13 protein-coding genes are annotated in these 14554 nt (G+C 40.9%); 8 read left to right on the plus strand and 5 right to left on the minus strand.

Features of this window, described 5'->3' with window-relative positions; all coding sequences use genetic code 11:
* Positions 1 to 4 precede the first annotated feature (4 nt).
* The gene (locus WFY05_RS05880) at positions 5 to 298 is read left to right on the plus strand and encodes a 4Fe-4S dicluster domain-containing protein (RefSeq protein WP_340111808.1); all 294 of its coding nucleotides are present in this window, start codon (positions 5 to 7) and stop codon (positions 296 to 298) included.
* Between the two features lie 96 nt (positions 299 to 394).
* Here WFY05_RS05880 and WFY05_RS05885 read toward each other — a convergent pair whose 3' ends face one another.
* Entirely contained in the window at positions 395 to 1870 is a 1476-nt protein-coding gene (locus tag WFY05_RS05885) for a glycoside hydrolase family 28 protein (RefSeq protein WP_340111809.1), read from the minus strand.
* Between the two features lie 286 nt (positions 1871 to 2156).
* Here WFY05_RS05885 and WFY05_RS05890 point away from each other — a divergent pair, with 286 nt between their 5' ends.
* The 3 genes from WFY05_RS05890 to WFY05_RS05900 all read left to right on the plus strand — a co-directional run bounded on the left by WFY05_RS05890 (position 2157) and on the right by WFY05_RS05900 (position 7957).
* Positions 2157 to 5003, plus strand: a complete 2847-nt coding sequence (locus WFY05_RS05890; RefSeq protein ID WP_340111810.1) for a formylglycine-generating enzyme family protein — start codon at positions 2157 to 2159, stop codon at positions 5001 to 5003.
* Positions 5004 to 5021: 18 nt separating this feature from the next.
* Complete coding sequence (locus WFY05_RS05895) at positions 5022 to 6164, plus strand: glycoside hydrolase family 172 protein (protein ID WP_340111811.1); 1143 nt, start codon at positions 5022 to 5024, stop codon at positions 6162 to 6164.
* A 440-nt stretch (positions 6165 to 6604) separates the two neighbouring features.
* Entirely contained in the window at positions 6605 to 7957 is a 1353-nt protein-coding gene (locus tag WFY05_RS05900) for a sigma-54-dependent transcriptional regulator (protein ID WP_340111812.1), read from the plus strand.
* A 106-nt stretch (positions 7958 to 8063) separates the two neighbouring features.
* Here the strand turns inward: WFY05_RS05900 and WFY05_RS05905 are convergent, their stop codons facing one another.
* Entirely contained in the window at positions 8064 to 8765 is a 702-nt protein-coding gene (locus tag WFY05_RS05905; RefSeq protein WP_340111813.1) for an energy transducer TonB, read from the minus strand.
* A 673-nt stretch (positions 8766 to 9438) separates the two neighbouring features.
* Here WFY05_RS05905 and WFY05_RS05910 point away from each other — a divergent pair.
* The 4 genes from WFY05_RS05910 (at position 9439) to WFY05_RS05925 (ending at position 12416) form a co-directional block, all read left to right on the plus strand.
* Entirely contained in the window at positions 9439 to 10296 is an 858-nt protein-coding gene (locus WFY05_RS05910; RefSeq protein ID WP_340111814.1) for a hypothetical protein, read from the plus strand.
* Positions 10297 to 10337: 41 nt separating this feature from the next.
* Positions 10338 to 11045 carry an SDR family NAD(P)-dependent oxidoreductase gene (locus tag WFY05_RS05915; protein WP_340111815.1) on the plus strand — a complete coding sequence of 236 codons (708 nt, stop codon included), beginning with the start codon at positions 10338 to 10340 and terminating at the stop codon, positions 11043 to 11045.
* Positions 11046 to 11259: 214 nt separating this feature from the next.
* Positions 11260 to 11925: a BON domain-containing protein gene (locus WFY05_RS05920; RefSeq protein WP_340111816.1), complete on the plus strand. Its 666-nt coding sequence runs from the start codon at positions 11260 to 11262 to the stop codon at positions 11923 to 11925.
* 44 nt (positions 11926 to 11969) lie between these two features.
* Positions 11970 to 12416, plus strand: a complete 447-nt coding sequence (locus tag WFY05_RS05925) for a plastocyanin/azurin family copper-binding protein (protein ID WP_340111817.1) — start codon at positions 11970 to 11972, stop codon at positions 12414 to 12416.
* A gap of 141 nt (positions 12417 to 12557) precedes the next feature.
* On the opposite strand, the gene WFY05_RS05930 is transcribed toward WFY05_RS05925, so the two are convergent.
* The 3 genes from WFY05_RS05930 to WFY05_RS05940 all read right to left on the minus strand — a co-directional run bounded on the left by WFY05_RS05930 (position 12558) and on the right by WFY05_RS05940 (position 14553).
* On the minus strand, positions 12558 to 13301 hold the full coding sequence (locus WFY05_RS05930) for a PRC-barrel domain-containing protein (RefSeq protein ID WP_340111818.1): 744 nt from the start codon (positions 13299 to 13301) through the stop codon (positions 12558 to 12560).
* Positions 13302 to 13356: 55 nt separating this feature from the next.
* Complete coding sequence (locus WFY05_RS05935) at positions 13357 to 13704, minus strand: hypothetical protein (RefSeq protein WP_340111819.1); 348 nt, start codon at positions 13702 to 13704, stop codon at positions 13357 to 13359.
* A 339-nt stretch (positions 13705 to 14043) separates the two neighbouring features.
* Complete coding sequence (locus WFY05_RS05940; protein WP_340111820.1) at positions 14044 to 14553, minus strand: FMN-binding protein; 510 nt, start codon at positions 14551 to 14553, stop codon at positions 14044 to 14046.
* Position 14554: the final 1 nt, after the last annotated feature.

The raw sequence follows: 14554 nt of genomic DNA on the forward strand, positions 1-14554 counted from the left end.
AGTTATGGCCGATAATAAGTTGAATATATTGCCCGGGATGCCTTCATCGAAGCCCATAATTTTTAATGAAGAAAAATGCATTGGCTGTAACAAATGCGTTGAAATTTGCCAGGTGGACGTTTTTATCCCCAGCATGGAAAAGGATAAAAAAGCACCATTTGTATTGTATCCCGGCGAGTGCTGGTACTGTGGCAATTGCGTGGTGGTATGCCCGGCAGAAGGAGCTATCGAACTACGCCATCCTTTAATGAACCAGGCTCACTGGATTGAAAAATCAGCATTAGATAAAAACAAGTAATTATTATCGATGTTGCTTTTTAGATAACATACCGTCTGAAAACAGGAATATTTCAACTGATTAACAGCATATTGCCCATTCCGTAACTAAGTATCCTTACTCATCCAATACAACATTTCCCGATTTGTATGAAAAGACTTTTTGCTTTCCAGTACCCGGCTCCTCAACATCCAGCGATTTAAAAAATGCACCCTGCACATCATCCAGCACAATCGCAGTTCTGTAATCTTCTTTTTCGCAGATCAGTTTAACGTTTTTGAATTTAATATCTTCTGCATGTCGGATATAAAATCCCCAGGCCGGTAACTCTTTAAACATCGAAAACTCCGGATATTTTTCGGGCAGTTCAGGAACCTGATCCAGTTCATCCAGGCCCACTTTCGCATACAAAGGATTTCCTCCGCCCGGATAATGAATTTCTATGTTTTCCAGTCGTACATTTTTGATCGCGTCATCAGGCATTCCAACGATCGCAGCCGGCGATATATTTCTGGGAAGGTCTTCAACCGGCCCTTCGTAATTGTAACCTGCATCGGGTTTGGTGGCCGGAACTTCGGCGTATACATTTTTAATACTAATGTTCTCCATCCTTCCCTTTTTCCCCGGTTTTCGTTCGCCAATGCGCAGAAAGATCACATTTCCGGTATGCAGCGATTTCAGACTGTCAACTTCAATATTTTCAACAAAACCACCGTCGACAGCTGCAAAAGTAATTGCCGAACGATAGGTGTCGAAAACGGTGTTGTTAATGATGCGGATATTTTTAAATCCGCCATTCGATGCGGTGCCAAACTTAATCCCGTTGGCACTAGTCCTGACAGTATTATTGTGAATAAAAACATTTTGGCAAACATGATCGGCACTGTGCGACTTCAGGCAGATACCGTCATCGGCAGCATCGAAATAAGAATTTCGGACAATAACACTGTCGCAATCCACGATATCAACACCGTCGTTGTTCCAGTACGATTTGCTGTCGACTGTAATGTTTTCAATCAAAACGTTTTTACACTGATCGTACTGCTGGTTCCAACTGGCCGGATCTTTTAATAAAATCCCACTGATCGTCACATTCCGGCAACCTTTGAAATAGATGTTCTGCGGGCGTATTCCTTCTCTCGGACGATCATACAATAAATCGTTGGGATCTTTGATAACACCGCGGTGTACCATCGACAGAATCTTGTTGGCCACTTTGTATCCTTGCCCGTCGATAACTCCTTTTCCGGTAATTCCAATATTTTGTTCATCAAAAGCAAAGATCAGTGAAGTCCAGTAGCCATGCCGATCGTAATCAAATGGATTGGTTGATCCGACAAGAATGGCCCCTTCTTCCAGTTGGATTGTAACATCCGATTTCAGATAAATGGTTCCGGTAAGGTACCTGCCGACATAAAAGACAAGCCGGCCCCCACCGTTATCGTGAATGTAGTCAATGGCCTTTTGAATGGATCGCGTATTCAGCGTTGTCCCGTTGGATTCAATGCCAAAAAATGATGCTTTATAATCTTTGGCCGGTGAAGCAAGTCCGGAAATAATAAATGCAAGTAGCAAACAGATTTTTGATTTCATAACGGTTATCAGGCTGTTGATTTTGTTTGAACGACTTCGAATCCAATAAATTTAGTGGAACTTGGCCATTCCCCAAAACTTTCGTCAGAAGATTGTAAAACATGATTTTAGCAAACTGAGAAAACAAGCCGAAGAAAAGATCATTCGAAACAATAATTCCGTCAAATAATTTTAAAATACAAAGAGGAAGAATTAGCTTTAAGAAATATTATCAGCTAACAGTATAAAGAATCGTGAAAACTGATTCTTTCCGGATTTTGATATAAACTGACTTAAACTAAACAAGGTGAGCAAATTCATTTCTGCACTAATTGTATTTTTCATTCTTTTTAGTCCCTATTTCACACATGCTCAGCAACTGCAAAAACTGAATTTTGAAACCGATAAAAACGAACAACTAATTCAAGTTACGGATTCGAATGGAAACACGATCTATTTAAAGGAAGCTACCTCAATTTTTTCATACGAAGTCTGTTTTCCGGGGCAACTCGACCAAAAACATCTGTATTTTGCAGACAATCAAACCGATGATTCTCCTGTAGCTGCACAAATAGATTTTCTTGATTACGAGTACGGGGTAATAGGAACGATCACTTTTCAAAACACCAGTAAGGACACTCTGTGGCTGACCAATGTTCTGCCGTTTGGGCCGAATGAAAAGTCGGTGTTCATTACAGGAAAGGGCGACCACGGACTTTCGCGAACATATTTGTTCCGACCCGGCTATGAACCGGTAAATGTGATCATCCCCGACAATGCATGGGAACTGGGCTACAATGAAAGAGTACTGGAGGATGGCAGAAAAATATGTGCCCTATCACGAAGAGACCGGGAAAGCATTGAGAAAGGCAGCAGGCGAAGGTTTGAAACCGTTCTGTTTCCGAACGGCAGCGTCGATTATAGTTTTTATGCCGATCTGTATGAAGGAGACTGGCAGGAAGGTCTTCGGCTGATGTTTCAGGACAGAATGCTTTACGATGTTGAACCGGGAACTTTTAACAACACACTTTTTGAACGCAATGACCTGGCCTGGATAAGACATTCGTACCTCAATCAGGCGATGATGGCCTGGGATCATAATTTTTACGATTCCGAAGCCGAAAAATACACGCTACCTGATTTTATCGAGATGAATAACACAATACTGGGTGGTGCTGAAATTTTTGGACTGTGGCCCACCTGGCCAACTCTGGGTCTTGATCAGCGAAATCAGTGGGACCTTTTTCGCACCATGCCAGGAGGAATCGAAAAACTCAAGAGTCTGGCCACACTAACTCACCAAAACAACTCACATTTTTTCATCGCGTTTAATCCGTGGGATACTTCAACACGAAATGAAGATCCTTACGAAGGCATGAGTCAGATGGTAAAGGAAATTGATGCCGATGGTGTTGTACTGGATTGCTCAGGAGCCTCGAGCGAACAACTGCGAAATGCTGCCGACAAGGGGAAAAAAGGTGTAGTGATGTATAGCGAAGGCATGGCCGTTCCGAAAGATATGCAGGGCATAGTCAGCGGGCGTGTACATAATGCGCTTTATTACTGCCCGATGCTCAACCTGAATAAACTGATCAAACCCGATTTTGCCATATTTCGCGTGGTGGAAGTTGGGAAAGAACGCATAAAACGGGAATACAATCTTTCGCTGTTTAACGGATACGGAACCGAAAACAACCTTTATTCTCCGGGTCGTCCATACTGGTTGGAGGAACAATGGGAATACCTTGCCCGAATCCTGATGATCCAAAGAGAAAATGCTTTCAATTTTACTGAATTTGACTACACACCATTGGTGTCAACTTTAGCCGATAATGTTTATGTGAATAAATGGCCACACAACGATAAAACCATTTATACAATTTATAATCTGCGACCGGAAGGAGTTTTCGAACCGCTTTTTGAAGTCAATCAGGAAGATGATTTTCACTTTGTAGATCTCTGGAACCATCAAGAGGCCGTTCTGACGGAAGTAGAGGGCAAAAACTATATCAAAGCCGACCTCGATGCCTTTTCAAAGAAATGGCTGGGAACCAACAATGAGGGAACCGTAGGTGTTGTCGCCCGCTTTAAAAAGCAACTGGAAACTTCATTCAACCTGCCTGCCGATGAACTCCGTTTTAGTGCCGGCTCCGGTAAATTTATTCGCATTTGGGCTGGCATACCTTCATATCAGGGAACTTTCAAAGAATATTCAACACAACAACAAACCATTCGCTTATTAAACGAATTTGGCCGTTCGGAAGGGAAATTTGTAATTCAGCTATTCGACAATGACGACCAACTGATCGATGAAAATGTGATCGAGTTTCCAGCAGCCTCTGCACGAATGATCAGCGCTGTTCAACCAACCGAAAAGACGGGATCAATTCCTCAAGGCATGGTAAAAATACCGGCCGGTAATTTCATCGTGAAAGAAAAACTCGGTGATTCATTTATACCATATCCTGAAAAATTGCATCATGATTCGTTTCAGGTAAATGCATTTTTGATGGACATCTATCCGGTGACTAACGTTCAGTTCAAAACCTTTTTAGATGAAACAAATTATAAACCAGCCGATACAGAGAATTTCCTGAAACACTGGAAAAACGGAAACATAAAGGAAGGTGATGAAAACAAACCAGTGATTTATATAAGCTACGAAGATGCACAGGCCTACACCCGTTGGGCAGGAAAACGTCTACCTACAGAAACGGAATGGCAGTATGCTGCACAGGCTGCTGATCCCGACCGCGAATGGCCATGGGGACAGGATACCGCCATTCAGAAAGAATCGGTATTTGTAACCAACACGCTCACGGTGGAAAACCTGCAGGGATTGGACAGCATATTCTGCAATCCGGGAAATGGAAAATACGAAGCTGTTGGCCAGTACCCGAAAGGAGTCAATCCTTGGGGATTGCAGGATCTTGTTGGATCGGTTTGGCAACTCACCAACGATGTTTATGATAACGGCAGCTACACTTTTATTATGCTGAAAGGCGGAAGTTATTTTAAAGCCAAAGACAGCTGGTGGTATGTCCAGGGAGGACCGCAACTATTAACTTACCGGCAAAAGTTATTGCGGGTTTCACAAGGTTTTGAACGAAATGCCACGGTCGGTTTCCGCTGTGTAAAAGATATAATTCAATAAACGATAAAACCTAATACGATGAAAAAAAATCTTACCGCTGTCTTTGCAGTTATTCTTCTGGCTTGCTTTTCCCTGTTAACTCAGGCTCAATCGCACGACGGTATCGGCAATAATATGAATAATCTTTATCGCATGTCGAAAGCTAAAACGCGCTCGATAAGTGCCGAGAATTTTACGGGTGAAAAAGGAAAAGGCGGGATGGCCACCGAAGGAACACATCAGTCTGCGGCACGCGATCTGGGGCAAGGCTGGAAAGTAAGTCCGGCAATAAGCATTAAAGCTGAATCGACTTTTACCCTTGCCGATGTGCAAGGTCAGGGAGCCATTCAGCACATTTGGATGACACCAACCGGAAACTGGCGCAACCTTATCCTTCGTATGTATTGGGACGGTGAAGATGAGCCTTCAGTGGAAGTTCCACTGGGCGATTTCTTCTGTTCAGGCTGGGGAAAATCGAAACAGATCTCATCGCTGGCAGTTTGTGTAAATCCGCACAACGGCTTTAACTCTTATTGGACAATGCCCTTCAGAAAAGGCTATAAAGTAACGGTTGAGAACCTAAGCCCAAAAGATGTAACCTTGTTCTTTCAAATAGACTACTGCCTGACGGATGTAGAAGATGATGCAGCTTATTTTCACTCTCAGTTCCGCAGGAGCAATCCTCACCCCTACAAAGAAGATTTTGTGATGATCGATAACATTAACGGTCGTGGTCAGTATGTCGGAGCATACCTGAATTGGGGCACCAACAACAGCGGCTGGTGGGGTGAAGGCGAGATTAAATTCTTTATCGACGACGATGAGCAATTCCCAACCATCTGTGGCACCGGTACCGAAGATTATTTTTGTGGCGCGTACTGCTTTGTGGAAGACAATGAATACACGGACTTTTCGACACCCTACACCGGTTTTTATGCATTGACTCCCGACAAGCTGTGGAATTCGCAAATGCGTTTTGGGCTCTATCGATGGCATGTTACCGATCCGATCCGTTTTGAAAAGAACCTTAAAGTCACGATACAGGCACTGGGCTGGCGCGAAGATGGCAGGTACTTGCCTTTACAGGGAGAAGACCTTTCATCGGTTGTGTTCTGGTACCAGGCTGAGCCGCATTCGACATTTCCTGAATTGCCCGGGAAGGATGAGTTGACTGTATATTAAGATCAGAAGATTTACCTAAGACTTTTTTATCAAAAACAGTTCGTTTTTAGAATGTTATCACAAGTATTAGCGATTACGGCATAATCGATGTGCCTTTGTTTTATTTAAATACCCCATGTTTTGAGTAGAATGAAAATGATGAAAGCATATAATTCTTTATTCCGTTAAAAAGCCAATTTACTATAGGAAATTCAGTCCTAACACTTTATCCGAAGTTTGATTGGATTAAAGTCGCAATTGTGGTTAACAAAATCTCTAATAACCAGGATATCATTTTATTAGATATCATATACTTATTTGTTGTCGGACCGAAGTTATTCTCCAACATAAAATAAATGAACTAAAACAAGAGCTGTTGTTTATATAAATAGTAGTAAATTTATAGAACGACAGCAAAAGCTTTATTAAAGCTGCTTTTAAAAAAATAACCAAGGCCGTATATGAAAAAAATACTTGTGATAGACCCTGATACATTTACCTGCGAAAAGATTGTTGAAAAACTGAAAAGTTTTGATTTTGATGCGCAGGGAACCAACTCCGGTAAATCAGGACTCAAATTGATCGAAACAGAACGTTTCGATCTTATCGTTACCACATATCGTATTCCAGGAACCAACGGGCTGGAATTTCTGCAAAAAATAAAATCGATAAAACCACTTATGCCCGTCATAATCATTACGGCATATGCCGAAGTGCGGCAGGCAGTAAAAATGATCAAATCGGGTGCATCCGATTACATTGCCAAACCGGTACACATGGAAGAACTGGTTGGAGCGATTAAACGGGCGCTTACTCCAAGAAGTGGTACTGAAGATGTAGAGTCGTTTCGTAAAAATTTTGTTACCGGGAAATGTGAGGCGATTGAAGAGGTTATGAATTATGTAAGCGTAGTGGCTCCCACAAATGTTACTGTTCTTATTGAAGGAGAAACCGGTACCGGCAAGGAATACATTGCCAAAGCACTGCATTTTGCAAGCGAACGTGCCAAAAAACCTTTTGTAGCCGTCGATTGCGGAGCCATACCAAAAGACCTGGCCAACAGCGAACTGTTTGGCCATATAAAAGGGGCTTTTACCGGTGCGATAAAAGACAAAGACGGATATTTTGTACAGGCCAACGGCGGTACACTCTTTCTCGACGAGGTAGGTAACCTCTCGCACAGCAACCAGGTGAAACTGTTACGGGCCATACAGGAGCGATACATTCAGAAAGTGGGCGATAATAAAAAGATAAAAGTGGATGTTCGCATCATAACTGCATCAAACGAAGCTTTGATTAAGCAAGTGGAAGCAAATGAGTTTCGCGAAGATCTTTATCACCGGCTTAACGGATTTAAGATCATCCTTCCACCACTTCGCGAGCGCGGTGAAGACCTGTTGGAATTTGCCGACTTTTTTATCCGAAGGGCCAACCTGGCTTTCAACAAAAAAGTAAAAGGATTCGATGAAAGGGCAAAAACACTTATTAATAAATACAGCTGGCCCGGTAATATTCGCGAATTACAGAACGTGATCAACCGGGCGGTGTTATTAAGCAAATCTGAATTTATTGAACGGGAAAGTCTTCCGGAAATAGTTCGCTCAAACACGATCGACCACGAAAGTAATGACGCCTTTGAAGAGGAAAATCCTACTGAACTGAAAGCAGCTACAGTGAGAACGGAGAAAGAAGTAATCTCTAACGCCTTGATTGAAGCGAATTACAACAAATCGAAGGCAGCAAAACTTTTAAATATCGATCGCAAAACCCTGTACAATAAAATTAAGCAGTACGATATAAACATTATAAAATAATTACATCGGGCTGTCAGCCATGTGCAACACCATCACCAAATAACATAAAAAACACCTGCTAAATATTTAGCAGGTGTTTCATTATCATTTTATCCTATTTATCACATTAGTTGATATATGGGTATGTCTCAAGTTCAAAAGTAACCGGAATAACGGCCAGTGAGGCTACTTCAACACCTTCAACTTCGGCAGGTTCCCAGTTGCCCGAAGTTTCTTTCACAGCCGAAACGGCTTGTTCCCTCAGGTCATCCAAATACCTGTCAACAGAAGTTTCAATGTTGGTTGAAGTGGTTACAAATGGAATTTTACCTTCGTCATTTACAATAATTTTTACATAAATCGTTCCTTCAACGCCCCAGTTTTTAGCATCTTCCGGATACTCAAGGTGACTTAATATCTCTTGCTCAAGTGCTTGTTCACCTTCAGCATATTCAGGATAATCATCGACCGAGTAAAATACTCCGATACGATCGGATTTGGCATCTAGCATATTATGTTTACTGTTCAAATCAAACAACACAACTTCAAGTCGCTTTCGGTCAATTTCGTTATCAATACCATTCACAATAACATCGGTGACTTTTCCATCCTTAATACCATAATTGTAGGTAAAGGCAGGATATGTCTCTATGATGTCGTTTATTTGTTCATAGTAATCCATATGCTGTTCCATCATATTATCGATATCGTTACCCGTTTTTATGTACGTCTCGTCCTGGGCACTTACAGTAAATACTGCTCCCGATAATACAAGGGCACAAGTGATTAAAAATGATTTAAATAAATTTTTGTTTCTAATAAATCTCATAATAATTTTCTTCTCCTTTTCTATGTTCTAAATTCAAAAATAATTCGTACCAAATACTATGAAAATACCGTGCCAGCATCATTTTTCTTACAATGAACTGACGGATTATCAATGAATTAACTCACAAGAAGTGGTTGATTTAAGATCACCTTATAAAAACCTTTACGGTTAAATAAATATCCTTGTCTTCATCTTATATTCAGACCTTTATGTCTTCTTTTGAAGACCAGGAATTATTCGCATGTATTTGATAAGATCAAAATTAAGTGACAGAAATAAATTAAAACACAACTAATTCGAGTACAATATTTTATACCTGAGGATTAAAACCTATTAATGTAGAATATCTTCACAAAGTATTTGTATTTCCACACTTGAAACCGACAATTACCATCAGTCGTAGTAAATTCCTTTTTAAATATCAGCCTGCTCCTACTTCGATATGTAATATCATTTCTTGAATTAAGCACTGTTTTTGTGGAATTCTTTTCTCAATTTTTCCTGCCATTTCTACACGATTAAAAGGAATAATCGTTCTTTCAGAATCGTTGGAAACAGCGTCAGTTAAGTATTACAGATGATTCAAGTCTTTTTTAAAGTACAACTCGTGATGATGGAACAACTCTTGCCCCATACTTTTAGATTATTATCAAATACGTTAAAACAAATCATCATGAAAACAATAATTTTAAGCGACATTAGCAATTCAAAAGAAACCATTATTCCTTACGGATTAAGATTAGCTGTAGCACTGGAATCGGAAGCAGATGTACTGCATGTAATCGATCCTCGAACCCACCAGGGAACTTACAGCTCGGTATCTGATTCTCAGAGTATCAGCCCTGGAGAAACTTTGACACAGGCCGAAACCATAAAGCTCGAGAAGCATCGCGTAAGTAACGAAATGGATAAGCTGCTTAGCAGTGAAGGATCGCGCCTGAATTATCCACTAAAAATTAACCGGTTGATCGTAGAGAACAGTCTCGAAGAAGAACTGGAACATCGCTTCGCTCTTAATCCCGATTGTTTGGTGGTTGTTAATGCCGAAGCCGATGAAGACATGTTTGAGAATACGTCCGAAATTGTGCGTCTGATCAAAAAAGCCGGCGTTCCTGTAATTGTTGTGCCGCCCGGTGAAAAGTTTACAGATATCGGAAATGCACTGATGCCGTTAAATATTGACAGGAACAATTACATTTCCATGAAGAAACTGAGGTTCTTGTTCGATCATTTTAGAATGACGGTTAACGCTGTAGGCGTAGCTTCGCAGAATGATTATACCGAGTTGGAGCTAAAAGCCATTGCCTGGCGCGATGTTGCCAAAGAATATGTGTTGCCACACTCTACAGTAAAAACAAATATTCTCGAAGGCAAAGATTTTATTACAACAGTTAACAACTACTTTCACCGTAATAATCATGATCTTTTAATAATGGTGAACGATAACAACGACAGTAAAAAAGCAGTAACAGATACAATCATGTTCCTGAAAACCATTCATAGTCCGGCACTGGTATATTTTCCGAATTAGAAACGAAAAAATTAAATTGCAGCTTCACAAAACAGAAAAACATGAACATTTTTATTACAGGTACCAGTTCAGGCCTTGGTTATGGTCTGGCAAAGTATTATTTAAAAGAAGGCCATAATGTATATGGCCTGAGTCGACGTTCGAACGATGAATTGAATCGTAATGCCGGGTTTTCATTTCTTCAACAGGATATTTCTGATTTTAATAGTCTTGGAAAAAACCTGCCGGCATTTCTTTCGGAAGTCGGAACAATTGATCTGGTGATTTTGAATGCCGGAATGCTGAACGAAATAAAAGAAATGAAAGACACCGGAATCGACGAGATAAAAAAAGTAATGGATGTAAATGTATGGTCGAATAAGATCATCATCGACATACTTTTCTCCGAACTGCGGCACATCGGGCAGGTAGTTGCTATTTCGTCAGGAGCTTCCATTAGCGGATCGCAGGGCTGGAACGCCTACTCGCTCTCGAAAGCCACTTTGAACATGTTGATTAAACTGTATGCAAACGAGCAATCCAATACGCATTTTTGTGCGCTTGCTCCAGGATTGATCAATTCGGCCATGCAGGAATATGTTGCGGCGCTGCCCAAAGAAAAAGATTATCCGACCATAGCACGATTAAAGGAAGTACGCGCATCGGGAAAAATGCCTGGCATCGATGAAGCGGCGGAAACCAATGTCCGGGCTATTGAAAAGGCAAAAAATTACGATAGCGGTTCCTTCCTCGATGTCCGGAACATGTAAAATCCGGGGTACAAATCTACCGGTGTAGAAACATGCCACACTCACCGGAATGCTTTCTACATTTTTGAACTAATTATCTACTTGTCCGATTAGCCTATCCTTATAACACACTGATTTACTATTACTTGAAAAAGCCTCCAAATTTATCATTCAGATGAATGGGCTTGGTATGAATATGGCAGCAGTTAATACTAAATCAAAAAATAGAAAAGTTATGAAACCATTACCAGAAGAAATTGTAAAGAAAAATATCATTGACCGGCTTGCGAATAACGATGCCGTAAATATCAATAACATTCATGTACATGTAGAAGGAAATGAAGTACTGCTTCAGGGGCATGTGCAGACCTACAGCGGAAAAGTGGAAGCATTTCGCGATGCCACAGAAACTGCCAGGGATTTTACTGTTATTAACGAACTTCAGGTACACTTTCAGCCCAATCAACCTGTTGTTTCCGATCAGGAAATCAATGAAAATATTCAACAGTATTTCAAATGGCAAAAGAGCATCAATCCGTTAAATGTGCAGGTAAATGTAAATAACGGAGAGGTTATTCTGTCGGGGCATGTTTCGAACCTGAGCGAAAGTATTGCTGCCGAGAAAATAGTAAGCTCGGCTAAAGGAGTAACCGAAGTAGACAACCGCTTGCAGGTAAGGTCCGAGCTGGAAACAAAGGATGAATCGATTGAGCAGGAACTGCTGGCGGCTTTTGAAAAAAGCCCGCTGATTGATGCACAAAAAATTGATGCCGAAGTAGACAAAGGAAACGTTTACCTATCGGGCTGTGTTGCCAACGATCCCATCCGAAAAGAGATTGAAGAACAGGCACTGCACACCAAAGGTGTGAAAGATGTAATCAGCAAAATCACGGTGGCATAAAACCATCTGCCGGTTTTGGTAAAACTTCTTAAAAATATTACCTCATGAAACGATTTAAAGCATTTGGATTAACCCTCCTTTTTATGCTGGTTTCTATCAGCATATGGGCACAACGCGAAATTAAAATCGAAGGTCACGATAATCTTCGGTTTACAGTTGAAACCATTAAAGCTTCGCCGGGCGAAAAATTGAAGATCACTTTAAAAACGGTGAGTAACATGGATAAGAGTCAAATGGCACACAACTGGGTATTGCTGAAACAAGGTACCGATGCCCTGAATTTTGTGACCAAAGGCTTGCAACATGCCAAAAACGATTATATCGATCCGAGCCTGGAAAGTAAGATAATTGCACACACCGATATGTTGGGAGGCGGCGAAACCGATTCCATTGTCATAACGGTTCCGGAAACGAAAGGAACCTACGAATATATCTGTACGTTCAGGGCACACTATCAGGCCGGTATGAAAGGGCGACTGATTGTTGGATAATAATACGCCATAAAAAAGAAAAATAGCTTATTCCGCAGGAGTAGAGTTTACTAAACAGGAATGTGAACAAATCCACGGAAAAATAAGCTAAAAAAAACGGAGCATTTAGCTCCGTTTTTTGTTGTAACGATTGGTCAAAGTCTATTGTTTTCTTCCGTAATAGTCGTACAGCACATGTTCGAATTCAGCATTCACCGGTTCTTCATCATCGAATTCCGGCGAATCTTTAATCGATTCTTTTGGTAACTCAACGGTTACCTTCCGATCAACAAAACTAATTTCATCGATCATTTCAATGGGCAGCATTACTTTTCGGCTCCACGGCACCCAGTTTTTGGTGTCGATCACCACGTGAAGTATCTGCCAGTCTTCATCATCAATAATTAAGTCGCTAACCTGACCAAAGGTATCGTCGACTGCATCGATTTTATAACCCAGCACCTCAGTTAAGCTGCGCAGGTTGGTATCAATATCTTCTTCTTTGATTACTTTTTTTGGTGCACGAAATAAAGGACCGGGATAAAATACTGAGTCCTGTCCGGCATAGGCCGCCGCGTTCACCATCCAATAAGGATGAATTTCGTAGTGGTCGACCAGGCGCTTTTCGTACTCTTTCGATACAGGTAAATCAAAACTTAGGTCCGGCGATTCTTTAATCGACTCTACCGTAAGTTGTATCTGAAAATGCTTGTTATCCCAATCGGGTTCTCCCAGAAAAATACGTGGGATCAACACCCTTCTTCCAAAAAAGATGTTTCCGAGTTCAGCTTCCAGGTAGCGAACCGACCAGCTTCTATCGTCAAATAAAAAGTTCTTAACTTTCCCTTTTTCTCCGTTTTTGGCTTTTATCGAATAGCCAATTAATTCATTCAAACTCCGTTTCATATCTGTTTCCTCTGTTTTAAAATTAAAAAATGTGTGCCAGGGTACCTTACATCACTCATTCCGTTCTTCCCGGATTATTAAAATCGATTGAATGATGTCGTTCTTTCAGGCGTGAGGATTTGAACAAACCACCAGCTTCATTAAATGCTTTATCAAACGACTGAATGGAAGCAAAGATCTTTTTCTCCATCTCCTTCAGCTTCTCATCGGCACTCAATTTCAGTGTGTTGATCACATTGTACTGATGAATGATATCGTCGCGAATGACTTCCAGATCGGCAACTGTTTCTTCCAGATCTGTATTTTGCTCTTCATTCTCAAGCTGTTTCTTCAAACGGATAATTTTACCGTTAATCACATTCAATCTCTTGTTAATCTCCGCTTTTAAATCATGTGCTTTCATAATATCCGACGTTTTATCATGTAATACTCGAATAATATGCCATAAGAGTTTTCGGGCAACAAAAATTCATAACACACTCTTTTCCTGCATACTACGACACTCGTATTTTTTTGAGTGGAATTTATTTCCACAGATTTATGTGGAAATTGTGCACAAAAATTGTGGAGCGGTCGGACAAAATTTATCGAATATCCGACTCAAAAAAGTTCATCAAACTATGAAAAGCATAATATGCATCTCCTAAAAAAGAAAAACCATGCTCCAATATCGGGCATGGTTTTTCGGTATATGCTAAAACGTTATGTCGGACTTTACAACCGTCCGTAAAAACTAATAATTCTAATTTTCGGCATAAGCCTGAATTATATAGACCACCTTTGGAATATCACGCGTGATGGACATGGCTGAAATAGTTGCTCCTGAGATGGCCGAAATTTCTTCTTCGTAATACAGATCGCCGCCTTTGTAGTGTTCAAACTGCGACAACCACTTTTTGGAAGCGATCTCCCCGCCATGTTCCGAGCGATATCTCAATACTTTAACCTGTTGAATCTCGCCTTCCTTATCAGTGATCAGCAGGTAATCAAACATATCATATCGGCCTTTCGATTCGGTAAACACCGCAAAATATTTTTCGGGCTTTCCGGGATACGAAAAGGGATAAGCCACTACCTTTCGTCCTTCATCCAGTTGATCGGTAAAATCAATACGTTCGCCGAGTTCCAGTTCCTTTACTTTTAGCGTTTTCTCGAGGAACTTTAGTGCTTTGTTTTCAGCATAAAAATCCGGAACAGAATGCGTGAATTCCGAAACTGACAGCAATGTGATTAAAAGTAGTATCCTTGCCATA

The sequence above is a fragment of the Maribellus mangrovi genome (genome assembly GCF_037646455.1).
Lineage (GTDB): Bacteria > Bacteroidota > Bacteroidia > Bacteroidales > Prolixibacteraceae > Draconibacterium > Draconibacterium mangrovi_A.

Excerpts from the sequence above, each read along its gene's own strand:
- WFY05_RS05880 (WP_340111808.1), top strand. The coding sequence starts at position 5 with ATGGCCGATAATAAGTTGAATATATTGCCCGGGATGCCTTCATCGAAG.
- WFY05_RS05885 (WP_340111809.1), bottom strand. The coding sequence starts at position 1,870 with ATGAAATCAAAAATCTGTTTGCTACTTGCATTTATTATTTCCGGACTT.
- WFY05_RS05895 (WP_340111811.1), top strand. The coding sequence starts at position 5,022 with ATGAAAAAAAATCTTACCGCTGTCTTTGCAGTTATTCTTCTGGCTTGC.
- WFY05_RS05900 (WP_340111812.1), top strand. The coding sequence starts at position 6,605 with ATGAAAAAAATACTTGTGATAGACCCTGATACATTTACCTGCGAAAAG.
- WFY05_RS05905 (WP_340111813.1), bottom strand. The coding sequence starts at position 8,765 with ATGAGATTTATTAGAAACAAAAATTTATTTAAATCATTTTTAATCACT.
- WFY05_RS05910 (WP_340111814.1), top strand. The coding sequence starts at position 9,439 with ATGAAAACAATAATTTTAAGCGACATTAGCAATTCAAAAGAAACCATT.
- WFY05_RS05915 (WP_340111815.1), top strand. The coding sequence starts at position 10,338 with ATGAACATTTTTATTACAGGTACCAGTTCAGGCCTTGGTTATGGTCTG.
- WFY05_RS05920 (WP_340111816.1), top strand. The coding sequence starts at position 11,260 with ATGAAACCATTACCAGAAGAAATTGTAAAGAAAAATATCATTGACCGG.
- WFY05_RS05925 (WP_340111817.1), top strand. The coding sequence starts at position 11,970 with ATGAAACGATTTAAAGCATTTGGATTAACCCTCCTTTTTATGCTGGTT.
- WFY05_RS05930 (WP_340111818.1), bottom strand. The coding sequence starts at position 13,301 with ATGAAACGGAGTTTGAATGAATTAATTGGCTATTCGATAAAAGCCAAA.
- WFY05_RS05935 (WP_340111819.1), bottom strand. The coding sequence starts at position 13,704 with ATGAAAGCACATGATTTAAAAGCGGAGATTAACAAGAGATTGAATGTG.
- WFY05_RS05940 (WP_340111820.1), bottom strand. The coding sequence starts at position 14,553 with ATGGCAAGGATACTACTTTTAATCACATTGCTGTCAGTTTCGGAATTC.